Genomic DNA, 26149 nt, shown 5'->3' on the forward strand with positions numbered 1-26149 from the left:
AACAATCATGTTTAAGAAATATATATACATAGCATTAGCAGGTGGATTGTTGTTGCCTGCCGCGGGTTGTAATAAAGTGCTCGATCAACCCATTTTAGGCACGTACGAAGCCGGTAAATATTTTAATTCGGTAGGTAATGCCAAGGCTGCTGTTAACGCGGCATACGTACCACTTAATTTTGGTGACGCTTTCGCCAATCAATTATGGGTTTTGGGCGATGTCGCGTCAGACGATGCCGTGAAAGGTGGCCTGGCTGGCGATCAGGCAGATATTGATAACATCAATAATTTTAACATCCTCACCAGCAATGCGGCGGTTGAGGGTGTGTGGAGCCGATATTACGATGGTATATCAAAGGCGAATTTTGTGACGCAGGGTCTTACAGCTGATAATCAGGCAGTGTCTGATGCTGATAAAACAACTGTTATAGGCCAGGCCAAGTTTTTAAGGGCGTACTATTACTTTATATTGACCAATTGTTACGGCGATATTCCGTTACGTTTAGAGGTAGCCACTGCGGATAATCTGCAATCTCCCGCCGTTCCGCAAGCGCAAATATATGCCCAAATCGAAAAGGATTGCAAGGAGGCTGCCGAAGCCCTGCCCGAAACCTGGACAGGATTGGACCAGGGACGTGCAACCAAGGGGGCCGCGCTGGCCTTATTAGCCAAAACCTATTTGTTCGAGAAAAAGTACACCGAGGCCGCTACTACTGCCGCGCAAGTTGAAGCGCTTGGTTACCAGCTAACGCCATTATTTACCGATAACTTTAACGCGAAAACCGAGAATAATACCGAGGTGATCTTCGCGGTACAGCATGTTGCCGGTTTGAGTCCTAAACAGGGGAGTGGTCTGAATCAGGCTTTCGCGCCACGCGGGGCATTAAATGGTTATGGCTTTTTTCAGCCGACGCAAAGTTTGGTTGATAATTTTGAACGGTCGCCTGATGGTGTTGTTGACCCACGACTCGACTATACCGTTGCGCGAGAAGGGCACACTTATTTTGATTCCACATTTGATCCGGGCTGGACGGCCACCGGGTATCTTACCAGGAAACAAATACAGCCCCTATCTGAAATTCCGGTTGCTACAAAAGGCGACGCTGACCTGAATACCGAAGTGCTGCGCTTTGCCGATGTATTGCTGATTAAGGCCGAAGCATTGAACGAGTCAGGCCAAAGCGCACAGGCATTGGTACCTCTGAACAAAGTGCGCAAGCGCGCAAGGGAAAGCTATTTGAATGATAGTAGTTTAGGCAGCGGCACGGTACCGACAGGTTTGTTGCCTGATGTTACCACTACAGATCAGGCTGATCTGCGCGCAATCATCCGCAGGGAGCGCCGTTCAGAACTGGCGCTTGAATTCGGGCGTTTCTTTGATATTATACGCTACGGTAGCGCTTATGCCACAAACGCTTTGAGTGATATACCCAACTTCAACTTTGATCAGCATAAGTTTTTCCCGATACCTGAAAGCGAGCGTCAAACCAATAAATTGTTAGGCAGATAATTTTGAAAACAATGAAAACTTTGAGAGATAAATTAAGTATAGCTGTTTACGTAATTGCTTTACTTACCCTGCTGTCATCCTGTAAAAAGGATAGTGACAAGAGAGATACCACTCCCGGTAATGTAAACAGCATTACCACAACCATAACATCAGCTACCGAGCTTTATGATAATGCTGTTGAAGGCAAAATGGCAGGCAATTACGCTGTTGGCTCAAAAGCCGATTTTAAGAAATCGATAGATCTGGCGACAGCCGTAAAAAATGCCGGTACTTACAACCAGCGCGAGGTAGATAATGCGGTGGCCAGTTTAGAGCGTGCCATTACAGCTTTTCAGTCGCGCATTATACAGGATGTTTCGGCGGATAACCTGATAGCGCAGTGGCGCTTTACCGGCGATGCCAGCGATGCCTCGGGCAATGGCCATAACGGTACATTCATGACCGGTATAATAGGCCCCGGTACAGCGCCGGTTGATGGTAAAACTATGCCTAAACTGATAACCGACCGTTTTAATGAGCAAAATAGTGCACTTGAGTTTGACAATGGCGCTTATGTTGAAGTGCCTTACACAGCCGACCTGAATCCCAAGGCCTTTACCATAAGTTTATGGATACGCAGGCGGGTGACATTTAACGATAACTACATGTTCTCGCTTAATACCTATAACGGCTTTAAGTTTCAGTTGCAGGGCAACAACTTCCTGTTTTTAACTATACATGCCGATAATGGCTATAAGGATGTTGACAGCAATCCGGGAGTTATCCCTGAAAATGTATGGACATTCGCCACAGTATCCTACACCAACGGAGCCATGAAATTCTATGTTAATGATAAACTGGTAAAAACCGCGCAGGTAACCGGCACACCTGTAACTTTAACCACGCCGGTTAACCTCGTTATCGGCCAAAGTTTGCCCAAAGGCATTTTGAATTTTACAGATCAAAGCAGTCCATTCTATTATTGGGGGCCTGCCTACTTTAAAGGTGATCTGGATGATATACGCTTTTACAACAAAGCTTTGTCGGATGCCGAAGTTTTATCAATTTACACTATGGAAAAACCTGATTGATCCTTTATTATTCTTTTTATAAATGAAAAACAATATCAAACTAAAATTCGCATTTTTATTACTGCTGGCAGGCAACTATGCTTTTGCTCAAACCACAAAAAGCCGACTGCCCGATTGGGCATTAGGCGGTTTTGAGCGGCCTGCCAATACCAACCCCATCATCTCGCCCGATACTACTACGAGGTTCTTTGATCCGGTTTTAAAAAAGCAGGTAGGTTGGGAATCGAACGATACCTTTAATCCGGGAGCAGCCGTACACAACGGTAAAATTGTGGTGCTCTACCGTTCCGAAGATAAATCGGGCGTTGGGATAGGCTACCGTACCTCCAGGTTGGGTTATGCCGCCAGTACCGATGGTTTGCATTTTACACGCAGTAAGGTGCCGGTATTTTATCCGGGCAATGATAGCCAGAAAAAATATGAATGGCCGGGCGGTTGCGAAGATCCGCGAGTGGCTGTAACGGCAAATGGTACATACGTTGTTTTTTACACGCAATGGAACCGCCATACACCAAGGCTTGGAGTAGCTACCTCAAAAGATATGAAAAAGTGGGTTAAGCATGGACCCATATTTGAGGATGCCTATAAGGGTAAGTTTGTAAACATCCCGCACAAATCAGCATCTATAATAACCAAACTGGTTAATGGTAAACAGGTTATCGCCAAAATAAACGGTAAATACTGGATGTATTGGGGCGAGCTAAGCGTGTATGCCGCCACATCAACCAATCTGGTCGACTGGACACCCGTGCTGAACAGCGACGGTACATTAAAAGCGCTGTTTGCACCACGCAAAGGTTATTTCGACAGTGAGTTAACCGAATGCGGCCCACCGGCAGTATTGACAAACACGGGTATAGTGTTGCTATACAATGGTAAAAATAAAAGCAATGGCGACGGTGATTCACGTTTCACGCTGAACAGTTACTGCGCCGGGCAGGCATTGTTTGACAAAAATGATCCGCTGAAATTTAAGGAAAGGTTGGATGTGCCGTTTATGCGCCCTATGGCCTCATTTGAGAAAAGTGGGCAATACCCTGCCGGAACGGTGTTTCTGGAAGGCCTGGTCTATTTTAAAAAGAAATGGTATCTGTATTACGGCGCAGCCGATTCAAGGGTTTGTGTAGCTGTTTATGATCCTGCTCACCCGTCGGCTCCTGATCCGATATAGTTACAGCTTGTTCATATTAAGCACTATTACGCCCCCTAAAGCCTCTCATGAAAATGAGAGGCTTTAAAAGAGTTTTTTACCAATAACTTAGTGTTTCCTCCTCTACTAACTAAGATGATTTTGATGTCGCTCTTATCTGTTGCCGGAATTGATCGGACGTAATTTTACCTTAATCCTGCTTTTCCTGTCTTATAATATTTGTCGTGTCAGCGTAACCTGCCGGTCTTCCAGCAAAGGCACTATTTGCTTAACTACAATATCCTGATAGTATGCCGATTCACGATGCGCCGTTATAGCTGCCTCATCCCTGTAAGCTTCTGAAAGCACAATTACATCCGGCTCAGAACGATCCTGATAGATGTGATAGTAAATGTTACCTTCTTCCGCCGTACTTTGAGTCGTAAGTTCTGGGAGCAATTGCAAAACAATTCCTATATGCTCGGTTTTAACCTTCCATTTTGCAAATACGTGTATGATAGCTGTGTCCATAATAATTAAGCTTTTACAGGTTCAAGAATAGCTACTATTTTCTCTCCAACACCTTTAGCTGATGCCGGGTTTTGACCGGTTACCAGTTTACCATCAGCAATGCTGTTAACAGACCACGGCTCGGCTTCATGAAATATCGCCCCCTGGGCTGTTAATGCAGTTTGCAGGTCGAAAGGAACGTCGGGTCTGGCATAATTGTCCTCCTCAGCGGTAGTAAATGACGCGATGTTTTTGCCATTAACCAGGAAAGAACCATCGCTCAATTTAACGTTCAATAAGGAAACCGGACCATGACAAACCGCACCAACCATAGCACCACGTTCATACATTTCGGCGATAACTTTTTTCAGCAACGGAGCTTCCGGCATATCTACCATTGGTGCCAGCCCCCCGGGAACAAATACGGCGTCATACCTGGCCACATCTACCGTATCCAGTTTTACCGCTTTTTGCATATCTGCCCAGCCTTTGCCTGTCAGAAATTTCAGGTTCTCCGGATCATCAGCCAGGTTAAGCGCATCCAGGTAAGGGGTATCGCCGCTTAAGCTGGCAAAGTCTGTTTGATAACCGGCTGCTTCAAAAACCGCGTATGGATGTGCTACCTCCGGTAAAAAAGTACCTGTCCTTCTGTTATTAGGGCCAATGGCGTTAGCGTTTGAAACGATAATTAAAATGTTCTTTTTCATGACTGTAAGTTTTTGTGTTAAGTGATTTACAGTACAAATTTGCATCGAAAAAGAGGGCTATCGTGAGGAAGCAAATCACTATTATCGTGTGATTTGAATCACACTTTTAACCGGCATATAAACGACTGAGCGTTTCGCGGCTCACACCCAGATATTCAGCGATCAGTTTTTTGGGCACCTGCTGGAGCAAGTCAGGATAAAGCTTTGAGAACTCCTCGTAACGTTGCTGCGGTGTGCTTGATAACAGGAGTTTGATACGCTGCTGCTGAGCCACATAACCGTTGGTTAGCTTAACACGGAAAAAATGCTCCATTTTGTGCAGCTCTTTTGACAGGCGTTCTCGTGTTTCTAAGGTCGAATATAAAACTTCACCGGGTAAAATACATTCTATGTACATGCCGGCAGCTTTTTGCCTGAAAAAGGCCTCATAGTCAGACATCCACCAGTTTTCCCTGGCGAATTGAACAATGTATTCCCTGTCCTGTGCATCCACATAAAAAACCTTATAAATACCGGATAGTACCAGAAATTCGTGTTTAGCTTCATCACCTTCATTTAGCAGGTACTGATTCTTGCGTGCCTTTTTTAAGGTGAAAAATGATTTAACATGATCAAATTCAGCATCGGTCAATGATATTACCTGCTCAATATGTTTGCGTAGTTTGTCCATTAAGCAGTAAATTTAATGAATTATCACAAGCTTGGGTCGGGCAAAAAATAGTAAATATGTAATTATGATAAGGCTCACGTCCGCCCTCACTTCTGATGCAAATTTGTACTGTAAATATTCACCTTTGAAACTTACAGTCATGAAAACGAATATTTTGATCAATGTATCTAATGTAAGTAGCATTGATTCGCAACACAGATATGCAGGTGCTTTTTTAACTAGAATTGTAACACTTACAACCTATTCTGTAAGAGCAGTCACTGACTCATACTGGTTTCCTTAACCGGTAATATCTTTTATTAGACTATAGCATTGCCGATGCCTTTCTGTTAACGGGTGCGCATCTGGCTCCGGCTAAAATTGTATTTGAAGATCATATCGATTCTGTAATCTAAAAGTGATTAAATATACGGTTATGGACATTTTACCTATCTATATTTTTGCTAAATGGCAGGTTAAAGCGGGATTCACCCGGCAAGTATTAGATCTGTTAGATGCGGCGGCAACGGAGAGCCGCAAAGAGAAGGGCAATCTGCATTACAATATTCAGCAAAGTGAAACTGACCCGGATACGATCATATTATTTTGAAAGCTACATTGACGAGAATGCTTTGACAGCGCACCGCAATTCTACACATTTTCAAACGATCGTAACCGGAAAGATAGTTCCCCTGTTGCTACATTGGGAAATGATCATGGCCACACCGCTCAGAGCAGGTTTATAACAAAAGATCCGAAGGGGTTTACCGGTCAAATGATGTATCAGTTTTCAACATCACAACAGGCGCGTTCCTTTCTCTTCAATGCAAGCCAAATGTCTGATGTTGAACCACTGGAAGAGTTCCTGTCGAAATTGGACACAGGCGAAAAAATGAGCCCGGTAGAAAAAGCCGCCAAACTCATCGCTGATAGTGGTGCAACCATCATCGAAGGTGGCCAGGAAGCCTATTATGACAAATTAAAGGATGCCATCTTCATACCGGAAAAATCAGCGTTTGAAAATGAGCAGAAGTATTATCAGGCGGCGATTCATCAACTCGCGCATTGGTCCGGTCACGAAAGCAGGCTGAACAGGCCTATGAACGGTAAGTATGGGTCAATGGATTATGCAAGGGAAGAAATGCGCGCCGCCATTGCCGCTATCATGATCGGTGGACAGCTTAAACTTGGACATGATTTTGGACAGCACAAAACCTATATGGGCGCTTTTTCTAAAATATTGAAGGAAGAACCATTTGAGATCGCAAAAGCAGCCAGGGACGCGCAGCGTATCGTGGGTCTTTTGACGGGAGAAAGCCGTGACAGGGGGCAGAAACAAAGTAGTCCAAAGGCCGTGGTATTTGAAAAGGGTGACGAGATCGCTTATATGGATACGGTCTACAAAGTACTCGAGGCATACAAAAATAAAAGCATTAGGGTTGAAGATGCCGATGGTTCGCGGAGGATCGTTAAACCAAGCGATAATCTGTACAGCTCACTGCTTGAAGCCAAAACTAACCCACGAGAACGGGAAATGGCGGAAACAGAAGATATAGAGCAGGAGGAAACCTTTAAAATAAGCCGGTGATATGAATCTATTAGGTATTAAGGAAGATAAATTGCCTATGGGCGATCTGGAAGCTATTGGCCTCGCTGCTGGAGGGCAACTGTTGCTGAATATGGATGACCTGAAGGCATTACTGTCCGGCAGACGAACAGGGTTGCTGGAGTTGAAAAATCTGGAAGCAGATAAAATCAGGATCAGGTCGCTGAATGCGAAGATCTCATTGTATTCGGGTAATGACGGTAAGGTAGACCTACTCATCCATCCTATTTATCGTAAAGCGTCAGCCCCTGATTTTTTGGACGCGAATCAATCACAACAACTCCAAAACGGAGAAATTGGCAATTTAGTAAGTACCACGATTGATGATTGGGGGAATAAGACAGAACGCCTGGTTGAGTTCGATGCCGATACCCGCGAATTTATAGTTTCGGACACAGAAAAGATCCTGGCGCCTGATATGGTAAACAGTGAATTTCTTACCCGCGCCCAAAAAGTCAAATACAGGCGGGGGGAAGAGCTGGAACTTTCGGATAAAACCAGGTTTGCATTTTCGTCTGCAGATGTTCAGGGTATCCGGTCCAATAAGATCGCATTAGTGGCCTCCATACTGATTGATGGAGGGCTTACCTATGTGCTTTACAAGGGCCTCAATGCGCTGTTCAACCAATCCCGGATACCGGAGGATGCGGAAGAATTAAGTCCCGGTTATTACAACGCCGTTTCCGATATGGAAGATCAACTTAAGGAAAAAGCCTTGGAACAATCCCGGAGGACTTACATGCGAAACGGAAGTTCGCGCTAATGGATGGATTTCTTGATAGGCTCGGTATCTCTAGTGAGATACTGGCCTTTTTCCAATCCCCGGATTTAAGTTTTCATTATGGAGAGGATGAGGAAATATTCCGTCCGGGTTTTCATTATGTACCTACAACCAGAAATTTGTGGGTTTCCGGCAATCCCTATGCCCCGGAGGTAGTCATTACCAATTCGGCGATGGAGGCTGTTTCATGGTTGGTGTGCAACCGGACGAGATTTAAGAACCCCTTTGCGTTTACATTTGTGTCCGTGGGCAACCTGCCATGTGATTTACAAATGAAATGCCTGGTAAGGGATTTTCGCGGCAGAAAGTTTTCATTGGTATTTGGCAATTGTCTTCTCGGCAGAATCACAGATATCAGCGTCGCGCTGCAGTTAAGAGGAACAAATGTCGAGTTACGCCGGCGAAATAAAATAACTGCCGTTAGCGCCAAAGGATCAACTTGGTTTCTCCACGATTATGATTGCAGCTTGAACCACCTTGAAAAAATATCCGGTATACGCACTGGAGTGCGCACGCGAAAGCCCAATAATGATGTGACATTTTTCGATAAATTAAAATATAATGGATGCTCCTTTAATTATTTTGAAACCGACGGGTAGCTATGCATTCACCCGTGTACTTTCTTTACTGATACTTGCGATATTATTCCTGTTACTCGCAGTTTTCTCTAACCTGATATTCTTGTGTTTTTGCTCGTTTTGATTATTAATACTATGGTATAGGTTTCGATATATAAAAAACATCACATACGAGATTGGTTCCAACAGGATCATTATCTCAGAAGGAGTGTATTTCAAAAAGCGTAAACACATCTGTCTTGAAGATCTGAAAACGTATTCACAAACTCAGACTTATTTACAGATCGCATTAGGCGTTATGGATTTGACACTTACCATAGTAGATGGTAGATCCAAATTTGTTTTAAAAGGGTTGCCGGTTTGCGATGTTGTGGATGTATTGCGGCAAAGGATAAATATTGCAAGGTCTGGTGTAAAGGTAGAAGAACCTAAATTTCAATTAGCTAAAAATATTAGTATTTTAGCTATGAAGTAATGATTTATGAAAAGTCTGGTCGGTATATTATTCGTATTTCTTGTTTCGACTTTAGCTATGTTCGGCGCGTTAGCTAACAAAACTAACCCCTGGCCATTTTTTGCCGTTTCTTTTGGTGTATGGATACTATACTTATGGCGATGTTGGGTTCGTACAAAAAGAACAGCGATAAAAAAGTATTACGAAGAGTATAGATTTAGAGAATTTATGCGGGGCAGACGGTCCCGTTAAGTAATGGTTGTCAACGTTTTGGAAATCTTAACAAAGCGTGTATATTTCCATGCAATCATAAACAAGATTGCCATTAAAACTACTGCGGTGTAGAAATCGGTATCTTAACTACTAAGATTACGGTGGACTAACTACCCGTTTAAAACTAAATTGTATATTAAATTTACGAGATTCTTTTTTCTTAGCGAAATTTCTCTATTCCAGCGTTTTGTCATGCAGACTGCCTTTCCGCCAAGCCAAGATAAGTAGATAATGTGGCTACCGTTTCCTGATAGGTTTTGTTCTCTATCATCGATAGGAAAGCTATAGGACCACCTTCTTTACCGCATCCAAAGCATTTAAATGCATTTTTGTCAGGCAGCACCATCAGGGATAAACCACTATCTTCATGAAAAGGACAACTACCTTTTAAGGCTCTTCGGCTTTCCTGTAACGGCAGGTATTTTGACACTAATACTGCAAGATCAATCTTACTCTCTATCTGTGCTATGAGTTCTTCTGATGGCATGGATTTTTGATAATTCCAAACATACTCCATTTTGTTTTCAGCCTTATACAGTGTTGATAAAAAGCATTTATCAACACTTTAGACGTAATGCAACTATAACGCATCCTCACTTAAACCGTTAGCATAATACTTCCAATAATTTAGGAATCAAATCTATTCGCGACAAAAACTTCCGATAAAATGGGAAACGCGAAATAAATACACATCACGAGATGTGTAGAGATAATGTGGGTACAAGAGTGCCTTTGAAAATAGCCGTTCAGTTATGAAATTTGTTGAAAAAAAGGATATAGCGGTTAATAATGATAAAATAATCAAGGATATCGATAACATCGAAACGGAAAAAGAAGAAAAAATGCTAAATTTAATAGCAGAAATCATTGTTAAATCTACGCTGAAGGAATATTATGAAACGTGCGATTAGATATTTACGGTTCAGTCGTATAGGACAAAGTGCCGGATCCATTGAACGACAGGAGTTGTATACTGACCAATGGTTAGAATATAATAAAGTAGGCAACTATATACAAACGTAACCAATCCAAATAACATTCATTAGCCTACCTGATGAGCCGTGTTGCGGCGAAACATAGCAGTAGCTATGTCGTAGGTATTAAAAACTCCTAAAGGCACGTGGTAAAGCTGTCCCACGGTGAACGCAAATAGCGAGATCGATTAACAGATATAACAAAGAACGGCTTGCGGTCATGCGTCCGGTATGTTATTACCTGTCCGGTGTAATGCAGCCATTGGTATTCAATGACAGTTACAAGCCTGATAATGCAGAGTACACCAAATTGATTAGATTTGCTGAAAGATATTTAAGATGACGGTATATCTCGGTGGTTAGCTATTTTGGTTAACTGCCGGGATGATACTAATCTGATTCAAATCCAAAAACCATCAACAGTTTTAGTTTACACTTAATTATTTTGATTCTCATCATTTGTACATAATTTTCGGTATAAACAATACGAATTTCTTTGTTCTTAAACCTAATGTAGGTTAGTTGCTGATCTTGGCTAAGTATTGCTTCCTCGCTGGTGTCTAACTTGGCATGTGCGATAACGTTTCTATCCTTAATTAAGGATATTAAATCGCCTTTTAACTCCTTATATTTAGATAAGAACTCGGGGCGGTATGTTGTTAACAAATAATCTAATATTTCTCTTTTTGTATCGAAACTGATTCTATCAGTAGCAAAAAAGAATTTCATTAATTCATCCTGTTTGGTTTCATCATCACTGAAATGAGTAACTAAATAAATGTTTATTGCTTCTTCGATTCCTGATAGTTTCTCAATTATTTCGCCTCTAAATCTTATTGATTTGTCTATTAATGATTTAAGATCTTTTTCCATTGTGATAAAGTAAGTGTTGCCATTAGCAATATACAATAAAACCAACCATAAAAACCTAAATATTGAGTAGATTAGTTTAACCTTTTAACACTGTCTACCATGTTAGCCGCTACTGAATTTAAAACTATCATTGATGTAGTTACCCGGTTTCCAAATGAAAAATCGTGTCATCAATACTTAGCTTCTCGCCGTTGGAGTGATGGCGTAATGTACTGCCCTCACAATGGCTGCAATGGCACACAGGCTTATGTATTCGCAGATGGCATAAGATATAAGTGCAAGTGTTGTAAACGCTTGTACACGGCTAAAACAGGTACATTTATGGAAGCCAGTAAAATATCTACAATGAAATGGTTTGTTGCTCTGTACCTTGTCCTGCACAAGAAAGGAGTTAGCAGCATACAACTGTCTAAAGATATTGGCACCACGCAAAAAACAGCGTGGTTTATCTTGCAACGCATACGTGAAACTTGCAGTAATGAAGCACCCGAACAACTGGAGGGCACCATAGCAACAGACGAAACTTTTGTAGGTGGGAAAAACAAAAACAGGCACCACGATAAAAAGGTTAAACAAAGTCAAGGACGTAGCTTTAAAGACAAAACACCCGTACTTGGTTTAATGCAAACAGAGCAGCGCCACTACATCAAGCGTGAGCATAAAGTGATAGCTGGCCGAACAGTTATAGAAAAAATAATTGATAAGCATGCGCGATTAAAATGCTTTACCGTTGCCAATACTAAAACAGGCACTATACAGCCCATTGTACGCAATGTAGTGAAACCTGGCAGCACCATTGTGTCCGATGAATGGTCGGCTTACACAGGTCTTAAATGCCTACCAGCACGAGGTTGTAGATCACGGGAGAGGGCAATATGTTAATGATAATGGTTATACCTCAAATGCCATGGAGTGCGGGTGGAAGCACTTTAAACTTACGATCATCGCTACGCACCATCAGGTAAGCCGTAAGCACCTTAACAAGTATGTTCAGGAGTTTGCATTCAGATACAACTACAGGCATTTAGGGTCACAACAGCAAATAGATTGTGTTATCGCAAATATGGAATGTCGTTTGAAGTATAAAGACTTGGTTGCATGATAAGATATATTGCCGTAACTTCGTATTGGCAACACATTCATAAAGCATCACATTATGAAAAAAACAAAAAAGAAAGTAGTTTCACCTACTCAGGTGCAGCAACCCCCGGTTAAACAAACAAGCGGCGACAAAGCATTTGATGATGCTATTGACCGAATGTTAAAAGTCAGGCCTCAGCCTACTCCAAGTAAGTAAATAACAGAATTATATTAACGTAAGCCACTACCGAAAGGATAGTGGCTTTTTATGTTTAAAATCATGTGGATAGCAAGATACATTAATAAAATCTCTATTGAGTTGGATATGCCTGTTTGGGCGATGTTCCTTTGTTTATGGCTGACGTTAGTGTTTTCCGCAGGATCGGTAGCTCTCGTAGTAGCGTGTCTAATCGCTTTTCGGTCTTAATGCTATTAACTGAATCAGATAAATAATTTGATTGGGCAATTGCGTATGTTTTGTTTGATATTTCAAAAGTAAGATAACTTGTAACACCAGTGAAAATGGAAAATATTAGTGTTATTATCAAACTAACAATAATTGAATAATTTGCCAGTTTTGAGATTTTAGAAGCTTCGCTTTCATCTAAATAATCTAAACCCTTTGATGTTAGCCTATAAAACAACTTCTCATTACTAAATGAAATTATCATTTTTCCATTTACTTCATCATTTCGCCATGCGCCATAATCTTTTCCATCATCATTTTCAATAAAACCTCTGTTAACTAAATCATCAATAAAAAACATTATTCTTCCAGAATGTATTGATTTATTAGCAACGTTATATTCGAAAACAAAATTTTTAGCTATGAAAGGAACCACATCAAAATTAGATCCAACACCATTAATTGCCATTAACTTTATCAGTTCAAGATGAATTCTTTGTTTCATTATTAGGATAGATTAATTTTACTGCTCTGAAGCGTTATTAGATCTTCTTTCTTCTTTAAGTTCTTCTTCTTTTTTACGAGTTATATAATACCAATGAAATGATAACACCATACTGGCAGGTACAAAGTATACTGCGTATGGCGAACTACATATCATGTATATACCTGAAAAAAAAGCAATGGCAACACAACATGTAACTATTGCTAACCAAATATTGTACATCATGCCTTATTTATTTTGAATGATGATATCAGGTGCACGTTGTCCTTCGTCAACCTGTGTAAGCTCATTATTCACGAAATAATAGAACATGCTTTTGTTGATCCGGTTGTTATGCGTGTTACATCTGTGTATGTAATTACCGCCTGCTTGTGCAGCTACCAAATCGGCGTTCGGGTTAAGCCGGGTAACTTCATTCACCTGCATACCCATCGTAAATTTCGTAGTGTGACAGCTGACTAAAAAAGCCATAGCTATCGTAATAAGGAATAGTTTTTTCATGTGTCGTAATTAGAGTAAAAGAATATGGCGTAACTGCAAATTCTTCAGCTACTCAGGGTTACGACGCCCTCCACGCATAAAGACACAGCTACGCCATGACGGCGTACTTTATCATTTATATTGCGTGGTGCTGAGGTCGTAATTCGAGCAGCAATAAAAGAAAGAAGTACAGTATTGTTATTTAATCAAATTCATTAAGTGTTGCCGAAAGTAAAATTACAGCATAAGTTTGGCATAACAAAATAGGCCATTGTATCAGTTTGGAAATAAAATATTTTGGACTTAGGCTATTTTTTACTATAAATTTGTGTTGTGTCAAAGACAAAACTAACCATAGATGTTAACCAGCGTGCTAAAAGCATTGTTGATGTGGCTACTGGTAACAATAAATCCAAACAACAACTTGCTTGGGAAGAAACCATTAAAGACTCTCATTTATTTATACACAAGCCTAAAATTATTGAAGTTTCGTCGCTATTAAAGCCTGAATCTCGGCTGAATAAGTAAGCATTCTATCGCGTATTGAATTTGCTAATTCATCTTCATCAATTTCAGGATCTATCTTTTTTACGAGCAATATTTGTGTATCCAAAATCGCACGCAATATAGCTTGATTCGTCACCACATTATTTAATATCTGATTTAAGACCTTGTCCGGGTCTGCCTCATAATTATTCAGATTATCTTCTATGTTTTTAATATCCATGTCTTAAAAATAGACATAACTTTTTACTCACACACAGGCATATTTTGAGTTATTAAAGTACTGCTTGAAAATATAATAACAGAGAATATTAAACACAAAAAAAGCTAACCGCGGTGGTTAGCTTTGTATATAATTACCATAAAGTATTGTTGGTCGATACTTTTATCGATAGGGGCCAAAGCGCTAAAACATTCGATCGTCCTGATTTTATTAAACTACAGGAATTTATCGCGAAACATTACAAAACCGTTGATTATTTGCTTGTAGATCAGATGGATCGGTTCAGTCGCGACGCTGGTGAAGCAATGAACATGGTGAAACAGCTTCAGAGAAAGTATAGCATTCAGATAGTTAGTGTGACCGAGGGTATAACCTTTGATTATGATACACCTGGTAGCTTTTTTCGCGCAGGTTTGCAATTGCTTTTGGCTGAGGAAGATAATATCAACAGAAGTATTAAGATAAGAGGAGGGAACTATACTTCTCGAGCGAAAGAAGGCCGCTTTCTAAGTAACCTGGCACCTTTCGGTTACAGGAAAGTTGGAGAAGGTAAAAAGCGAACACTCGAAGTTGTAGGGGATGATGCTTTAGTTATACGGTATGTCTATGAAGCATTTTTACGAAATGTCCCGCTTTATAAGATCAAAGAGCAAGCTGTCACGATGGGGTTCAACCGAAAAGGGAATACCGCGATAGAAAAGGTGTTGCAAAATCCGGCTTATGCCGGTATGGTTTACGCGAAAGCATTCAAAGATCATCCTGGCGGTTTGTTTCCGGCCATACATGAACCCATCATAGATGCAGTGACCTGGCGATTTGTTCAGAACAAAATGAAGAAAAATACGCGTACCAAAACGATCATCAATGATAATATTCCCTTTAGGGTATATTAAGATGCCATTGTGGTCTACCATTAACAGGGGCTGCTTCACGTGGTCGTCATGGAGGGTACTATTATTACTATAAATGTAAGATATCAGGACATAATACGATCAATGCCAACTTTGCGCGTGAACAGTTTTTGAAAATTTGCGATTTGATCAGTCTAACAGGACGACAAGTAGAAACTATTAAGGCAACTGCTGAAACACTAATAACCAATGAACTCGCTGGTAACAAAAGGCTTCTATCGGAAAAAAACACGCAGCTAAATGAATTGCAGGATAAAAAGTTAGCACTTGAGGAGAAATGGATTCATGACCAAATCTCAAGGGATACCTATGACAGATGGTCGGGAAATTATGATAACCAGATCATTTCCCTTAAAATGGAAATACAAAAACTGGATAAAGATCATTCACCTGCATTTAAGATATTGACTAAGCATCTGCACTTACTAAAAGATCTAAGATCCGTTTTTATGCGGGCTGATACACTTCAAAAAAGGCAATTCTTAGAGCAGGGGTTCGATAGCAACTTGTACTATGAAAAAGGGGTCTATCGAACCCCTACAATGATCGAATTTTTATCACATAACCACTTGAAGATGAGAGAAAAAGGATTGTTGATTTATGAAAAAAAAGGGGATTTTCTTGCGAAAATCCCCGCGGGTGGAGCCGGAGGGATTCGAACCCTCGTCCAAACATGGTATAAGGTAAGCTTTCTACATGCTTAGCTTCTGTTAAATTGTCGGGAAGGGGAAGGTCAGTTGCTTACCTGTACCGTCTTCCGTAGGTGCTTTATCTCGCCTGCTTATCACACCCTAAGCTGGCCAGTTCCGTTTTTCGATGCCCCGATTGCCGATTCAACAGAACGGAAAACCGGCGGGACAAAAGCTATGCTAATTCTAAATTAGGCAGCTAAGGCGTAGTTATTTTCGCCATTTATAAGTTTGAGCGTTCAGATTAAAGCGCTAATTCACACAACGCGCTGCATGCTTACCTACTTATCTCCATCCTGTCAATTCCGGTCGACCCCATTTTACTGAAGTTGCAAATTGCATTATGCAGCTGTAGCCTGCAAATATACACATTATTTGTGCCGCAGGTTATTAAAGTTTGCAGTTGGCAGTATTCAGTTTGCAAATATTGTTTTAGTGCTTAACTGCATACTGCCAACCGCAAAGTGACTTAATTAGTTCTGCCAGGGTAAACCTTCAGGGCTTCTTCCAAGCAAACCATGGCCTCTTTCAGGTCATCATTGTTTAGCACGTAGGCTAAACGTACTTCGTTAAGTCCGGTGCCTGGGGTGCTGTAAAAGCCGGTGGCGGGGGCAAGCATAACGGTTTGGTTGTTGTACTCAAAGCTTTCAAGCAGCCATTGGCAAAACTTGTCGGCATTATCTATTGGCAGGCGGGCAACAATGTAAAACGCACCGCCCGGAGTAGGACAATAGACGCCTTCCATATTATTTAATGCAGTCACCAATGTATCACGACGCGATCTGTATTCAGCGTTAACCATTTCAAAATAGCTATTCGGGGTATCAACAGCGGCCTCACCGGCAATCTGTTCAACCATGCCGGGGCTCAGGCGGGCTTGTGCGAATTTCAGGGCTGTGGTCCATACCTCTTTGTTCTTGGTGATCAGGCAGCCTAAACGGGCACCGCAGGCACTGTAACGCTTGCTCACAGTATCCAGTACGATCACGTTATTCTCCAAACCTTCAAGATGCATAGGCGAAATAAACTCGCGGCCATCATAGCAAAACTCACGGTAAGCCTCATCGCATAACAAATAAAGGTCGTACTTAAGACAAAGCGTTTTCAATGCCTCCAATTCCTCACGTGTGTATAAGTAACCGGTAGGGTTGTTAGGGTTACAAATAATGATAGCCTTGGTTTTATCAGTTATCAGCTTCTCAAATTCGCTGATAGGCGGCAGGGCAAAATCATTCTCAATATATGATAATATGGGCTTCACTACCACATCGCCCTGGCTGGCAAAGCCATTGTAGTTGGCATAAAACGGCTCGGGAATGATCACTTCGTCGCCCGCGTCAAGGCAGGTCATCATGGCTATGGTTATAGCTTCTGATCCACCGGTGGTCACGATCAGGTTTTGCGTATCGATGCTGTAACCTAATTTGTTATAGTATTCGGTCAGTTTTTTACGGTAGCTCAATGTACCTTCAGATGCCGTGTAGGCCCAAATATTAAAGTCGATATTTTTAACAGCCTCAAGCATGCCTGCCGGGGTTTCAATATCCGGCTGACCGATGTTAAGGTGATATACTTTTTTACCATCCAGCTTTGCTTTATCAGCAAAGGGCGTTAATTTACGAATAGGAGAGGCGGGCATACGAAGCCCTTTTTGCGAAATTTTTGGCATCCGCAAAAGTACAAAAATCTGTTACGCGGTAAAGTAACAATGTGTTTAATAAGCCACGTGTTATAATTGGCTATCTTCGCATCAAAATTTGTTATAAAATGAAGGCTGTTTGTGTGTATTGCGGCGCCAACTTTAATGGCGATACCGATCTGTTAAAAGCTATTGAAAACCTATCACAATACTTTGTTGACCATAATATTACGCTGATTTTCGGCGGCGGTCGTGTTGGCGTGATGGGTTTAATTGCCGATGCCGTATTAGCCAAAGGTGGCAAAGCAGTTGGCGTTATACCGAAATTTTTAGCTGATAAAGAGGTAGCGCATACCGGCCTTACCGAGCTGCATGTGGTACAAACCATGCACGAGCGCAAGCAATTAATGGTTGAGCTAAGTGATGGCATTATAGCGTTACCGGGTGGTTTAGGTACGCTGGATGAATTGTTCGAGGCACTTACCTGGTTGCAACTGGGTTTGCATAAAAGCCCGGTAGGGGTACTTAACCTGAATGGTTTTTATGATATGTTGCTAAAACAACTCGATCTGATGGTGGAGCAAAAATTCCTGAAACCGGCTAACCGTACAATGATACTTTCGGCAGCTGATGTTGACGGTTTGATGGCGGCCATGGAAAAATTTGATGCTTCGCCAGAGGAAGTGTGGTTCAGGAAATAGTATTGCCAGCTTTTTAGCGCCTTGTATCCCTGTTGTTTAACATTTGTTTATAATATGATAAACCAATAGCTTTAGCGCATTGTAAATTAATTTGATAACGATGGAAAAACTGGTTACCGGTTTCGGCGGATTCTTTTTCAGGGCTAAGGATGCAACGGCGCTTAGCGTATGGTACGAGGAGCATTTAGGCATCAATTCCCTGCAAAGTGGTGAGGTGTGGCAGCAGCAGGCCGGGTCAACCGTGTTTATGCCCTTTAAGCAGGATACTACTTACTTTGGCAGTCCGTCGCAACAATTCATGATCAATTTTAGGGTGAGCGATATGGATGCTTTATTAGCTCAATTAGCAGAAAAAGGTGTACGTATCGACGAAAATAAACAGGACGATGAATACGGCAAATTCGCCTGGATATATGATCCCGAAGGGAACAAAATAGAGCTTTGGCAACCCCTGTAATTATAACGTTAGGGTATGGTAAGGTGAAGGTTAAATAAACCTGCCGGTAAGTTAATTGAAAAAGTTTTGTAACAAAAAGTTGACCGTGGTATCAAAAAACTGCGCATACTTGCGTTATATACTGCAAAATACATCAACTTACCTTACTGCCGTTCATGTTAAAACGACACATTTACCAATTCACAATCCTTTTTTGCCTGCTATCTGTGCTATCCGCTTCGGCGCAAAAGCGCTTTACCGTTAGCGGCACCGTGCGCGATGCCCAAACCGGCGAAACATTGATAGGCGCCACCGTACGCATACAAAATGCAACAGGGCAATCAGCAACAGCTACCAACACTTACGGTTTTTATTCGCTAACCAACGCCGCGGGTAATTATACGTTTACCATAACGTATACCGGCTATCAGCAGGTTACGCAAACGGTTAACCTTACTGCCGATACCAAGCTGAACATCAACCTTAATAGCGGTGCCGAACTTGCCGAGGTAGTGATCAGCGCTGCCGACCGCAAGAATGAGAATGTGCGCAGCCCGCAAATGGGTTTGGATAAACTGAATATGAAGGATCTGGATAACATCCCCGTAATATTTGGCGAGAAGGATGTGCTCAAAACCATCCAGTTACTGCCGGGAGTAAAATCAGGCGGGGAGGGTACCACGGGTTTCTTTGTTCGTGGTGGCGCTGCCGATCAGAATTTGATATTGCTTGACGAGGCTACGGTATACAACTCATCGCACCTGCTGGGTTTCTTCAGCACCTTTAATGCCGATGCTATTAAGGATGTAAGCCTGTACAAAGGAGGTATGCCCGCGCAATATGGTGGCAGGTTGTCATCTGTGTTGGATGTGGTGATGCAGGATGGTAATAACAAGCAATTCGGTATGGAGGGCGGTATCGGTTTAATAGCCTCGCGTGTAAAAGCCGAGGGGCCGATAGTTAAAGATCGTGGCTCATTTATGATCAGTGCACGCCGGACCTATATCGACTTACTGTTACAGGCATCACCCGATTCATCGGTAAAAGGCAATACCCTCAACTTTTACGACATCAATGCCAAAGCGAACTACAGGTTTGATGATAAGAATACCCTGTACGTATCCGGCTATTTTGGGCGCGATAACATCGGTATAAAAGATCTGTTCGCTAATCAATGGGGTAATACCACGGCCACCATACGTTTGAACCATGTGTTCAATAGCCGGTTGTTCTCAAACACCAGCTTTATCTTCAATAAATATAATTACAGCATTAGTTTGTTGGATGATGATAACAATGCCAACGTAACCTCGCTGATACGTGATTTTAACCTGAAGGAGGATCTACAATATTTTAGCGATAAGCATACCATCCGTTTTGGTTTTCAGGGAACGCATCACCGCATTGCACCGTCAGAGATCACCACTAATGGTAACTCCAGCTTTAACCCGCTCTCTATCGAGAACCGTTACGGGTTAGAAATGGCGGCTTACGTATCCGACGAGTGGAAACTGACCGATAAATTCAACCTGTTGTACGGTTTAAGGTTAAGCAGCTTTTCGTTATTAGGCCCCGGTACTTTTAATACTTATGATGCTGATGGCGAGGTATCATCAGCCTATAAATATGGCAGCGGCGAGTTCGTGAAAACTTATTTTAACCTTGAACCCCGTTTGTCGCTCAGCTACAGTCTAAACGAGGAGAACTCCTTAAAAGCGGCTTATAATCGTAATACGCAAAATATACACATACTCACCAATGCAAGCACCAGCTCGCCAACCGATCAGTATGTGATGAGCAGCAACAACATTCAGCCCGAAATTGCCGACCAGGTGGCCATCGGTTACTTTAAGAACGCTAAGGATAACACCTTTGAATTCTCGGTTGAAACGTATTACAAATGGCTGCAAAACCAGATAGAGTATAAAAACGGCGCGCAACTGATAGCCAATGCTAATGTAGAATCGGAGTTGTTGTATGGTAGCGGCAGGGCTTACGGTTTAGAGTTTTATACCAAGAAAACAAAAGGCAGGCTTACCGGCTGGATAAGCTACACACTATCAAAAACCGAGCGTAAATTCTCTGAACTGAATAACGGAAACTATTTCCCGGCCCGTCAGGATCGCACGCACGATCTGGCATTGGTAGGTATCTATAACCTGAGTAAACGCTGGTCCGTATCGGCAAATTACATTTACAGTACGGGTAACGCGGTTACGTATCCGGCAGGTAAATACAATGTCGGTGGCTTAACAACCTATTACTATACCCAGCGCAATGCTAACCGTATGCCGCATACCGAAAGGCTCGATTTGAGCGCTACGCTAAAGGCTAAGGAAACCAAGCGTTTCCGTTCAAGCTGGTCGTTTAGTTTGTATAACGCGCTTAACCGTAAAAATCCGTACGCTATCCAGTTCCGCGATAAGCAAAACGACCCGAACCGTACCGAAGCCGTACAGATATCGTTATTCGGCATAATACCATCAGTAACCTGGAATTTTAGCTTTTAATACCATGAAAACAACATATATACATTTTTTAGGAGCATTGATATTATCAGCCATTGGCCTTACCTCGTGCGAGAAGGTGATCGATGTAGATATAAAAGATTCGGCCAGTCAACTGGTTATAGAGGGCACCGTTGTTGATAATGCCGATATGCAAACCATCAAACTCTCGCGCTCGGTAGCATACACCGAGGATAATACTTACCCGCCGGTTAGCGGAGCGCAGGTAGTAGTTACCGATAGCCGTGGTTTTGAGCATAATTATGTTGAACGATTACCCGGTGTATACATTAGCTCGTTCAAAGGCGAACCCACAGTGACCTATAATATGCTGGTAAAGGTTGACGGGAAGGATTACACGGCTAAATCAACCATGCCGCGCCCGGTTGAGCTCGACTCGTTAAGCGTTACTGAAGTTACTTTTGGTGGTGAGGACAGAAAGATAGTGGCCGTGCATTATAAAGACCCGGCCGAATTTGTTAATCAATACCGATTTGTAATGTGGGTTAACGGCATACAAACCCGCCGTGTATATGCCAATAACGACAGGCTTACCAATGGTAATGATGTTAAAGATGAGCTGTTTTATAGCAGTGACGATGATAATAAAGAGATAGTTGATGGCGATGCGGTAGAAATTGAGATGCAAAGTATTGACGAACCGATGTATAAATACTGGGTAACCATTGCCGATCAAAGTCAGAATGGTCCCGGGGGAGGTGTTACCCCTGGCAATCCGCCAACTAATGTTAATAACAACGCGTTAGGCTATTTCAGCGCGTATGTATCACGCAGAAAAACAATTACTATACGCGAAACCGGTCAGTAAGCATAAGCCTGCATTTTTCCGCATGAGCATGCGCAGTTATTATCGGTAGCGCCCAGTTGCTTTAAAAAGTGTTGGTAAAAACCGATACGATCCTGCATATTTTGCAAGTCATCACCTTTGCCGCATTCTACAGCACCGTTAATAATGTTTATGGTGCTGCCAAACCCCGGTACCCGGCCTTTGGCTTTTTCGGCGGCTGTGGGCTGCCATTTGCCGGTTATGGCATCATGTGCCGATGGTTTTGATGATTGTGGTGTCATCCAAAAATAGATGGCTGTTTTAAAGGCTAAAACGGCATTCTGCTCTATCAACTCAGGTTTGTTTAACAAAGTTTCCTTATTGCCGAATATGCAATGCGAGGCATAACCGTAATTGCCATTATAGCTCAACTGTAAAGGTCCGCGGCCATAGTACTTTTTACCCGCAACTGGTGGGTATTCATCGTTAGCTACCACATATGGCTGACTGGTATCAGCTTCGGTTTTTAGCATCAGGCCATCATCAAATTTACCGTTAACACCGTGCCGGGTTTCGTGGGCTATGTGCGCAAAAAAGGCGGCCAGTTCGCGCTTGTTTATGTTCGCGTCCGTTTCGTGGCAAAACTGGCCGTAATCAATGTAGTAAACACTATCCGGCTTTGAGCGCGCCCAATCTTCATTAAAACCTTCATCCTGCCTTACAACAGTGCTTTTACCTGTTTTTTTATCAGTGCGTACCATTTGCAGTGCCTGGTATGCCCGCTTGGTTATTTTTATTTTAACGCCGGCCATTTCATTTATGGCCTGTATAAATGCCTTGTAAGTATAGAATTTATCCCGATTAGGGAACAATGTGTTAAACTGTTGCTCGGATATGATAGCGGCAGGAGTCGAATTGATATGCTCATTCTCAGATTTCGCAGTGCGGTTGCCGCAGCTAAATCCAAATGCTATAAACAGGATGGGTATCAGTATATAGGGTTTATATGATGTTTTTGGTGTCATTGTCGGCCTTTATCAGCAGGTTAAATGTAAACATTTGCCAAATTATTCACATTGATAATAATAACAGCGGGTAAATTGTTTAATTGCATTATTGTTATGAAGATATATACCAAAACGGGCGATAAAGGCTATACATCCCTAATTGGCGGTACAAGGGTGCCAAAACATCACCTGCGTATTGAAAGTTACGGAACCGTTGACGAGTTAAATTCGTACGTTGGTTTGATACGAGATCAGGCTATAGATGTTCATTATCAGGATGTGCTCAAAACCGTGCAGGACAGATTATTTACCATCGGCGCATCGCTGGCTGCTGATCCGGAAAAATCGAAAATGGTACTGCCCGATATTGAGGAAGGTGATGTTGAATTATTAGAAACTGAGATTGATACCATGAACGAAAAGTTGCCGCCGTTAAAACATTTTATATTGCCCGGCGGTAGTAATGCGGTATCATTTTGCCACCTGGCGCGCTGTGTATGCCGCCGTGCCGAGCGGGTAGTTGTACACCTGGCTGATGAGAGCCACGTGGATGATAAGGTTGTAATTTACCTGAACAGGCTGAGCGATTACCTTTTTACCCTGGCCCGAAAGGTTGGTTTTGACGCACAGGTGCCTGAAAGCCAGTGGTTGCCAAGGGGTTGAAAAATGTGAAAAAAAATATTGATAATCAATTTTAAAATATTATACTTTTGCGAAATTGTTAATAACATTAAAAAACCTATATAGATATGTATTGGACACTTGAACTTGCATCGCATCTGGAAGATGCACCATGGCCGGCAACAAAGGATGAATTGATTGATTACGCTATACGCTCGGGCGCCCCGGTTGAAGTGATCGAGAATTTACAGGCACTTGAAGACGACGGCGAGCCGTATGAGAACATTGAAGAAATATGGCCTGATTATCCTACAAAAGACGATTTCTTCTTTAACGAAGACGAATATTAATATTGATCAGGTATAGCTTAAGCCTTTCATAAATATTTCAAAAAAATCAACACTTTTTGGAATTATTTTAGTTTGATATATTAACAAAACATTTATCAACTAAAACTTATAAACATGAGAGGTTTATTATACATTATCGCAGTCATATTAGTAATAGGCTGGATATTCGGTTTCTTTTTTAACCATGCAGGTAGTTTGATTCACGTGCTTTTAGTAATCGCTATCATAGCGTTATTATTAGGCATCATCAGGCGAGCATAAATTCTAAGGAATTTATAAAGATAAATTAAAAGCCATCCTTGGTTACAGGGATGGCTTTTTGCTTAACAGTAGTTCGGCAATGGCAATATCATCAGGGAAGGTGATTTTGATGTTGGTGTCATTGCCTTCAACCAGGTTAATTTTATATCCGGCCGCTTCAACCACGCTGGCATCATCAGTAAAACCATCGTTATATGGTTGCTGATAAGCTTCCTGCAATTGTTTATAGATAAATGTTTGCGGAGTTTGTACCAGGTATATCTCATCACGTATCAAAGCTGTCGATATGCCATCCTTAACCCGTCGCACCGAATCACGGCTCTTAACGGCCACTACGGCGTTACCGTGTTGTGAGGCGTATTCGTAGGCGTTGTCTATCACATCGGCGCTTGTAAGCGGTCTTACAGCGTCGTGCACGGCAATTACGGCGTTGGTATCCTTAATGGTATCAAATCCATTTTTTACCGAATGAAAACGGGTACTGCCACCGGCTACCAAAGCGTGCGGCAGGGTGAATTGGTGTTCATTGCATAATTCAGCCCAATGTTCATGAAAATCGGGGTGCATAACCACGATCAGTTTAGGCTGAGCCTTGCTGCTGTAAAATGCCTCTAAAGTATAAAACATTAATGGCCTGCCGTTAAGCGGTAAAAACTGCTTTGGCATGGCCGATTTCATTCGCGTACCCGAACCTCCGGCTACTATTATGGCGTAGTTTGTTGCTGGCATATTTTAAACCGGGCTAAGCCCATGCAAATATGTGTAAACAAAAAAAGAGAGATGGTAAGCCATCTCTCTTTTTTATCAAATAAATTGAAAATTATATGATCAGCATGGCATCGCCGTAGCTGTAAAAACGGTATTTCTCTTTAACTGCTATTTCGTAAGCATTCATTACATGCTCGTAACCACCAAAGGCACATATCATCATCAACAGGGTCGACTCCGGTGTGTGGAAGTTAGTGATCATTGAGTTAGCAATGCTAAAATCGTACGGAGGGAAAATGAATTTGCTTGTCCAGTCGTTAGCCGCTTTTAAGCTTTTATTGGCCGATACCGATGATTCAATGGTACGCATACTGGTAGTACCAACGGCGCATATGCGTTTTTTACGCTCTATACCACGGTTAACTATATCAGCTTGTTTTTGCTCGATAATGAATTGCTCCGAGTCCATTTTGTGCTTGGTCAAGTCCTCAACCTCAACCTGGCGGAAGGTACCTAAACCAACGTGCAGGGTAACCTCGGCAAATTCAACACCTTTAAGTTCAAGACGTTTCATCAACTCGCGGCTAAAGTGTAAACCGGCAGTAGGGGCGGCAACAGCACCTTCGTTTTTAGCGAATATGGTTTGGTAGCGCTCCTTATCCTCAGCTGTAGCTTTACGTTTGATATATTTTGGAAGTGGGGTTTCGCCTAAAATTTCAACATTACGACGGAATTCCTCATCGGTACCATCAAACAAAAAGCGGATAGTACGGCCACGTGAAGTAGTATTGTCAACAACTTCGGCAATCAGCAGATCGTCATCACCAAAGTAAAGTTTGTTACCTACACGGATTTTACGGGCCGGATCAACCAATACATCCCAAAGGCGAAGTTCCTTGTTAAGTTCGCGAAGCAGGAATACCTCGATAGTAGCGCCGGTTTTTTCTTTGTTGCCGTATAGACGGGCAGGGAATACCTTGGTATTGTTCAGGATCATTACGTCCTGATCATCAAAATAATCCAATACATCCTTGAATATCTTATGCTCAATTTTGCCTGTTTCGCGGTGCAGCACCATCAATCGCGACTCGTCGCGCTTCTCCGATGGGTTGTGTGCTACTAATGATTCGGGTAAATTGAATTTAAACTGAGATAATTTCATATTAATATTCTTATTGGATTTTCAGGGCGCAAATGTACGAAAAATTTTATTAGTAATG

32 protein-coding genes and 1 other RNA gene are annotated in these 26149 nt (G+C 42.1%); 19 read left to right on the forward strand and 14 right to left on the reverse strand.

Translation table 11 applies throughout. The features are described from left to right. Positions 1 to 7: 7 nt before the first annotated feature. From IM792_RS02860 to IM792_RS02870, 3 genes are read left to right on the forward strand one after another with little or no spacing between them, the layout of a single operon-like run. Positions 8 to 1510 (forward strand): RagB/SusD family nutrient uptake outer membrane protein, encoded by a 1503-nt coding sequence (locus IM792_RS02860; protein WP_194100151.1) that lies wholly within the window; start codon positions 8 to 10, stop codon positions 1508 to 1510. An 11-nt stretch (positions 1511 to 1521) separates the two neighbouring features. Further along, positions 1522 to 2580 (forward strand): LamG domain-containing protein, encoded by a 1059-nt coding sequence (locus tag IM792_RS02865; RefSeq protein ID WP_194100152.1) that lies wholly within the window; start codon positions 1522 to 1524, stop codon positions 2578 to 2580. Between the two features lie 22 nt (positions 2581 to 2602). Continuing rightward, complete coding sequence (locus IM792_RS02870) at positions 2603 to 3751, forward strand: glycoside hydrolase family 130 protein (RefSeq protein WP_194100153.1); 1149 nt, start codon at positions 2603 to 2605, stop codon at positions 3749 to 3751. A 189-nt stretch (positions 3752 to 3940) separates the two neighbouring features. Here the strand turns inward: IM792_RS02870 and IM792_RS02875 are convergent, their stop codons facing one another. From IM792_RS02875 to IM792_RS02885, 3 genes are all read right to left on the reverse strand, one after another. Beyond that, complete coding sequence (locus IM792_RS02875) at positions 3941 to 4240, reverse strand: putative quinol monooxygenase (RefSeq protein ID WP_194100154.1); 300 nt, start codon at positions 4238 to 4240, stop codon at positions 3941 to 3943. A gap of 5 nt (positions 4241 to 4245) precedes the next feature. Next, a complete protein-coding gene (locus IM792_RS02880) occupies positions 4246 to 4926 on the reverse strand; it encodes a type 1 glutamine amidotransferase domain-containing protein (protein ID WP_194100155.1) in 681 nt (226 codons plus the stop codon). A gap of 106 nt (positions 4927 to 5032) precedes the next feature. Continuing rightward, complete coding sequence (locus IM792_RS02885) at positions 5033 to 5596, reverse strand: Crp/Fnr family transcriptional regulator (RefSeq protein ID WP_194100156.1); 564 nt, start codon at positions 5594 to 5596, stop codon at positions 5033 to 5035. 415 nt (positions 5597 to 6011) lie between these two features. Here IM792_RS02885 and IM792_RS21245 point away from each other — a divergent pair, with 415 nt between their 5' ends. The 5 genes from IM792_RS21245 to IM792_RS02910 all read left to right on the forward strand — a co-directional run bounded on the left by IM792_RS21245 (position 6012) and on the right by IM792_RS02910 (position 9015). After that, the gene (locus IM792_RS21245; RefSeq protein WP_228084909.1) at positions 6012 to 6185 is read left to right on the forward strand and encodes an antibiotic biosynthesis monooxygenase family protein; all 174 of its coding nucleotides are present in this window, start codon (positions 6012 to 6014) and stop codon (positions 6183 to 6185) included. Positions 6186 to 6278: 93 nt separating this feature from the next. After that, a complete protein-coding gene (locus IM792_RS02895; RefSeq protein ID WP_228084910.1) occupies positions 6279 to 7163 on the forward strand; it encodes a zincin-like metallopeptidase domain-containing protein in 885 nt (294 codons plus the stop codon). A gap of 1 nt (position 7164) precedes the next feature. Next, complete coding sequence (locus IM792_RS02900) at positions 7165 to 7944, forward strand: DUF4099 domain-containing protein (protein ID WP_194100158.1); 780 nt, start codon at positions 7165 to 7167, stop codon at positions 7942 to 7944. Then, the gene (locus tag IM792_RS02905; protein ID WP_194100159.1) at positions 7944 to 8561 is read left to right on the forward strand and encodes a hypothetical protein; all 618 of its coding nucleotides are present in this window, start codon (positions 7944 to 7946) and stop codon (positions 8559 to 8561) included. Before IM792_RS02900 ends, IM792_RS02905 begins: the two co-directional genes overlap by 1 nt. Positions 8562 to 8703: 142 nt before the next feature. After that, entirely contained in the window at positions 8704 to 9015 is a 312-nt protein-coding gene (locus IM792_RS02910) for a PH domain-containing protein (protein ID WP_347343797.1), read from the forward strand. 442 nt (positions 9016 to 9457) lie between these two features. On the opposite strand, the gene IM792_RS02915 is transcribed toward IM792_RS02910, so the two are convergent. Further along, entirely contained in the window at positions 9458 to 9754 is a 297-nt protein-coding gene (locus IM792_RS02915; RefSeq protein ID WP_194100160.1) for a CHC2 zinc finger domain-containing protein, read from the reverse strand. Between the two features lie 265 nt (positions 9755 to 10019). On the opposite strand from IM792_RS02915, the gene IM792_RS02920 reads away from it, so the two are divergent. After that, positions 10020 to 10178, forward strand: coding sequence for a hypothetical protein (locus IM792_RS02920; protein WP_194100161.1), 159 nt, complete (start codon positions 10020 to 10022; stop codon positions 10176 to 10178). 453 nt (positions 10179 to 10631) lie between these two features. On the opposite strand, the gene IM792_RS02925 is transcribed toward IM792_RS02920, so the two are convergent. Next, positions 10632 to 11114 (reverse strand): hypothetical protein, encoded by a 483-nt coding sequence (locus tag IM792_RS02925; protein WP_194100162.1) that lies wholly within the window; start codon positions 11112 to 11114, stop codon positions 10632 to 10634. A 99-nt stretch (positions 11115 to 11213) separates the two neighbouring features. On the opposite strand from IM792_RS02925, the gene IM792_RS02930 reads away from it, so the two are divergent. Then, positions 11214 to 11996 carry an IS1595 family transposase gene (locus tag IM792_RS02930; protein ID WP_194100163.1) on the forward strand — a complete coding sequence of 261 codons (783 nt, stop codon included), beginning with the start codon at positions 11214 to 11216 and terminating at the stop codon, positions 11994 to 11996. A gap of 16 nt (positions 11997 to 12012) precedes the next feature. On the opposite strand, the gene IM792_RS21375 is transcribed toward IM792_RS02930, so the two are convergent. Beyond that, on the reverse strand, positions 12013 to 12138 hold the full coding sequence (locus IM792_RS21375) for a hypothetical protein (RefSeq protein ID WP_255521434.1): 126 nt from the start codon (positions 12136 to 12138) through the stop codon (positions 12013 to 12015). Between the two features lie 132 nt (positions 12139 to 12270). Here IM792_RS21375 and IM792_RS02940 point away from each other — a divergent pair, with 132 nt between their 5' ends. After that, positions 12271 to 12411, forward strand: a complete 141-nt coding sequence (locus IM792_RS02940; RefSeq protein WP_194100165.1) for a hypothetical protein — start codon at positions 12271 to 12273, stop codon at positions 12409 to 12411. Between the two features lie 94 nt (positions 12412 to 12505). Here the strand turns inward: IM792_RS02940 and IM792_RS02945 are convergent, their stop codons facing one another. The 3 genes from IM792_RS02945 to IM792_RS02955 all read right to left on the reverse strand — a co-directional run bounded on the left by IM792_RS02945 (position 12506) and on the right by IM792_RS02955 (position 14312). After that, entirely contained in the window at positions 12506 to 13105 is a 600-nt protein-coding gene (locus IM792_RS02945) for a hypothetical protein (RefSeq protein WP_194100166.1), read from the reverse strand. A gap of 228 nt (positions 13106 to 13333) precedes the next feature. Further along, positions 13334 to 13606, reverse strand: a complete 273-nt coding sequence (locus IM792_RS02950; protein ID WP_194100167.1) for a hypothetical protein — start codon at positions 13604 to 13606, stop codon at positions 13334 to 13336. A gap of 457 nt (positions 13607 to 14063) precedes the next feature. After that, complete coding sequence (locus tag IM792_RS02955; RefSeq protein WP_194100168.1) at positions 14064 to 14312, reverse strand: hypothetical protein; 249 nt, start codon at positions 14310 to 14312, stop codon at positions 14064 to 14066. 149 nt (positions 14313 to 14461) lie between these two features. Here IM792_RS02955 and IM792_RS02960 point away from each other — a divergent pair, with 149 nt between their 5' ends. Further along, positions 14462 to 15205 carry a recombinase family protein gene (locus IM792_RS02960; protein ID WP_194100169.1) on the forward strand — a complete coding sequence of 248 codons (744 nt, stop codon included), beginning with the start codon at positions 14462 to 14464 and terminating at the stop codon, positions 15203 to 15205. 655 nt (positions 15206 to 15860) lie between these two features. On the opposite strand, the gene ssrA is transcribed toward IM792_RS02960, so the two are convergent. Together ssrA and IM792_RS02970 are read right to left on the reverse strand one after the other, a co-directional pair. After that, positions 15861 to 16229, reverse strand: a transfer-messenger RNA (tmRNA) gene (ssrA, locus tag IM792_RS02965). A gap of 152 nt (positions 16230 to 16381) precedes the next feature. Next, entirely contained in the window at positions 16382 to 17581 is a 1200-nt protein-coding gene (locus IM792_RS02970) for a pyridoxal phosphate-dependent aminotransferase (protein ID WP_194100170.1), read from the reverse strand. Positions 17582 to 17679: 98 nt separating this feature from the next. Here IM792_RS02970 and IM792_RS02975 point away from each other — a divergent pair, with 98 nt between their 5' ends. The 4 genes from IM792_RS02975 to IM792_RS02990 all read left to right on the forward strand — a co-directional run bounded on the left by IM792_RS02975 (position 17680) and on the right by IM792_RS02990 (position 22024). Further along, a complete protein-coding gene (locus tag IM792_RS02975; protein ID WP_194100171.1) occupies positions 17680 to 18252 on the forward strand; it encodes a TIGR00730 family Rossman fold protein in 573 nt (190 codons plus the stop codon). Between the two features lie 100 nt (positions 18253 to 18352). Further along, positions 18353 to 18709: a VOC family protein gene (locus IM792_RS02980; protein ID WP_194100172.1), complete on the forward strand. Its 357-nt coding sequence runs from the start codon at positions 18353 to 18355 to the stop codon at positions 18707 to 18709. A gap of 155 nt (positions 18710 to 18864) precedes the next feature. Then, the gene (locus IM792_RS02985; protein ID WP_194100173.1) at positions 18865 to 21198 is read left to right on the forward strand and encodes a TonB-dependent receptor; all 2334 of its coding nucleotides are present in this window, start codon (positions 18865 to 18867) and stop codon (positions 21196 to 21198) included. 4 nt (positions 21199 to 21202) lie between these two features. Continuing rightward, on the forward strand, positions 21203 to 22024 hold the full coding sequence (locus IM792_RS02990) for a DUF4249 domain-containing protein (protein ID WP_194100174.1): 822 nt from the start codon (positions 21203 to 21205) through the stop codon (positions 22022 to 22024). Here IM792_RS02990 and IM792_RS02995 read toward each other — a convergent pair. Then, a complete protein-coding gene (locus IM792_RS02995; RefSeq protein ID WP_194100175.1) occupies positions 22018 to 23007 on the reverse strand; it encodes a chitinase in 990 nt (329 codons plus the stop codon). The two genes, IM792_RS02990 and IM792_RS02995, sit on opposite strands and share 7 nt — an antisense overlap. A 96-nt stretch (positions 23008 to 23103) precedes the next feature. Between IM792_RS02995 and IM792_RS03000 the strand changes: the two genes are divergently transcribed. From IM792_RS03000 to IM792_RS03010, 3 genes are all read left to right on the forward strand, one after another. Beyond that, positions 23104 to 23652, forward strand: coding sequence for a cob(I)yrinic acid a,c-diamide adenosyltransferase (locus IM792_RS03000; protein WP_194100176.1), 549 nt, complete (start codon positions 23104 to 23106; stop codon positions 23650 to 23652). Between the two features lie 86 nt (positions 23653 to 23738). Next, positions 23739 to 23960 (forward strand): DUF2795 domain-containing protein, encoded by a 222-nt coding sequence (locus tag IM792_RS03005; RefSeq protein ID WP_002996718.1) that lies wholly within the window; start codon positions 23739 to 23741, stop codon positions 23958 to 23960. Positions 23961 to 24074: 114 nt separating this feature from the next. After that, positions 24075 to 24221, forward strand: coding sequence for a lmo0937 family membrane protein (locus tag IM792_RS03010; protein ID WP_194100177.1), 147 nt, complete (start codon positions 24075 to 24077; stop codon positions 24219 to 24221). Between the two features lie 42 nt (positions 24222 to 24263). On the opposite strand, the gene IM792_RS03015 is transcribed toward IM792_RS03010, so the two are convergent. Further along, positions 24264 to 24950 (reverse strand): 2-C-methyl-D-erythritol 4-phosphate cytidylyltransferase, encoded by a 687-nt coding sequence (locus tag IM792_RS03015; protein WP_194100178.1) that lies wholly within the window; start codon positions 24948 to 24950, stop codon positions 24264 to 24266. A 91-nt stretch (positions 24951 to 25041) separates the two neighbouring features. Further along, positions 25042 to 26091 carry a tRNA preQ1(34) S-adenosylmethionine ribosyltransferase-isomerase QueA gene (gene queA, locus IM792_RS03020; protein ID WP_194100179.1) on the reverse strand — a complete coding sequence of 350 codons (1050 nt, stop codon included), beginning with the start codon at positions 26089 to 26091 and terminating at the stop codon, positions 25042 to 25044. Positions 26092 to 26149: the final 58 nt, after the last annotated feature.

The sequence above is a fragment of the Mucilaginibacter sp. JRF genome (assembly GCF_015223065.1).
Classification (GTDB): domain Bacteria; phylum Bacteroidota; class Bacteroidia; order Sphingobacteriales; family Sphingobacteriaceae; genus Mucilaginibacter.

Coding starts and splice junctions, on each gene's coding strand:
- IM792_RS02860 (WP_194100151.1), top strand. CDS start 8: ATGTTTAAGAAATATATATACATAGCATTAGCAGGTGGATTGTTGTTG.
- IM792_RS02865 (WP_194100152.1), top strand. CDS start 1,522: ATGAAAACTTTGAGAGATAAATTAAGTATAGCTGTTTACGTAATTGCT.
- IM792_RS02870 (WP_194100153.1), top strand. CDS start 2,603: ATGAAAAACAATATCAAACTAAAATTCGCATTTTTATTACTGCTGGCA.
- IM792_RS02875 (WP_194100154.1), bottom strand. CDS start 4,240: ATGGACACAGCTATCATACACGTATTTGCAAAATGGAAGGTTAAAACC.
- IM792_RS02880 (WP_194100155.1), bottom strand. CDS start 4,926: ATGAAAAAGAACATTTTAATTATCGTTTCAAACGCTAACGCCATTGGC.
- IM792_RS02885 (WP_194100156.1), bottom strand. CDS start 5,596: ATGGACAAACTACGCAAACATATTGAGCAGGTAATATCATTGACCGAT.
- IM792_RS21245 (WP_228084909.1), top strand. CDS start 6,012: ATGGACATTTTACCTATCTATATTTTTGCTAAATGGCAGGTTAAAGCG.
- IM792_RS02900 (WP_194100158.1), top strand. CDS start 7,165: ATGAATCTATTAGGTATTAAGGAAGATAAATTGCCTATGGGCGATCTG.
- IM792_RS02905 (WP_194100159.1), top strand. CDS start 7,944: ATGGATGGATTTCTTGATAGGCTCGGTATCTCTAGTGAGATACTGGCC.
- IM792_RS02915 (WP_194100160.1), bottom strand. CDS start 9,754: ATGCCATCAGAAGAACTCATAGCACAGATAGAGAGTAAGATTGATCTT.
- IM792_RS02920 (WP_194100161.1), top strand. CDS start 10,020: ATGAAATTTGTTGAAAAAAAGGATATAGCGGTTAATAATGATAAAATA.
- IM792_RS02925 (WP_194100162.1), bottom strand. CDS start 11,114: ATGGAAAAAGATCTTAAATCATTAATAGACAAATCAATAAGATTTAGA.
- IM792_RS02930 (WP_194100163.1), top strand. CDS start 11,214: ATGTTAGCCGCTACTGAATTTAAAACTATCATTGATGTAGTTACCCGG.
- IM792_RS21375 (WP_255521434.1), bottom strand. CDS start 12,138: ATGCCTGTAGTTGTATCTGAATGCAAACTCCTGAACATACTTGTTAAG.
- IM792_RS02940 (WP_194100165.1), top strand. CDS start 12,271: ATGAAAAAAACAAAAAAGAAAGTAGTTTCACCTACTCAGGTGCAGCAA.
- IM792_RS02945 (WP_194100166.1), bottom strand. CDS start 13,105: ATGAAACAAAGAATTCATCTTGAACTGATAAAGTTAATGGCAATTAAT.
- IM792_RS02950 (WP_194100167.1), bottom strand. CDS start 13,606: ATGAAAAAACTATTCCTTATTACGATAGCTATGGCTTTTTTAGTCAGC.
- IM792_RS02955 (WP_194100168.1), bottom strand. CDS start 14,312: ATGGATATTAAAAACATAGAAGATAATCTGAATAATTATGAGGCAGAC.
- IM792_RS02970 (WP_194100170.1), bottom strand. CDS start 17,581: ATGCCAAAAATTTCGCAAAAAGGGCTTCGTATGCCCGCCTCTCCTATT.
- IM792_RS02975 (WP_194100171.1), top strand. CDS start 17,680: ATGAAGGCTGTTTGTGTGTATTGCGGCGCCAACTTTAATGGCGATACC.
- IM792_RS02980 (WP_194100172.1), top strand. CDS start 18,353: ATGGAAAAACTGGTTACCGGTTTCGGCGGATTCTTTTTCAGGGCTAAG.
- IM792_RS02985 (WP_194100173.1), top strand. CDS start 18,865: ATGTTAAAACGACACATTTACCAATTCACAATCCTTTTTTGCCTGCTA.
- IM792_RS02990 (WP_194100174.1), top strand. CDS start 21,203: ATGAAAACAACATATATACATTTTTTAGGAGCATTGATATTATCAGCC.
- IM792_RS02995 (WP_194100175.1), bottom strand. CDS start 23,007: ATGACACCAAAAACATCATATAAACCCTATATACTGATACCCATCCTG.
- IM792_RS03000 (WP_194100176.1), top strand. CDS start 23,104: ATGAAGATATATACCAAAACGGGCGATAAAGGCTATACATCCCTAATT.
- IM792_RS03005 (WP_002996718.1), top strand. CDS start 23,739: ATGTATTGGACACTTGAACTTGCATCGCATCTGGAAGATGCACCATGG.
- IM792_RS03010 (WP_194100177.1), top strand. CDS start 24,075: ATGAGAGGTTTATTATACATTATCGCAGTCATATTAGTAATAGGCTGG.
- IM792_RS03015 (WP_194100178.1), bottom strand. CDS start 24,950: ATGCCAGCAACAAACTACGCCATAATAGTAGCCGGAGGTTCGGGTACG.
- queA (WP_194100179.1), bottom strand. CDS start 26,091: ATGAAATTATCTCAGTTTAAATTCAATTTACCCGAATCATTAGTAGCA.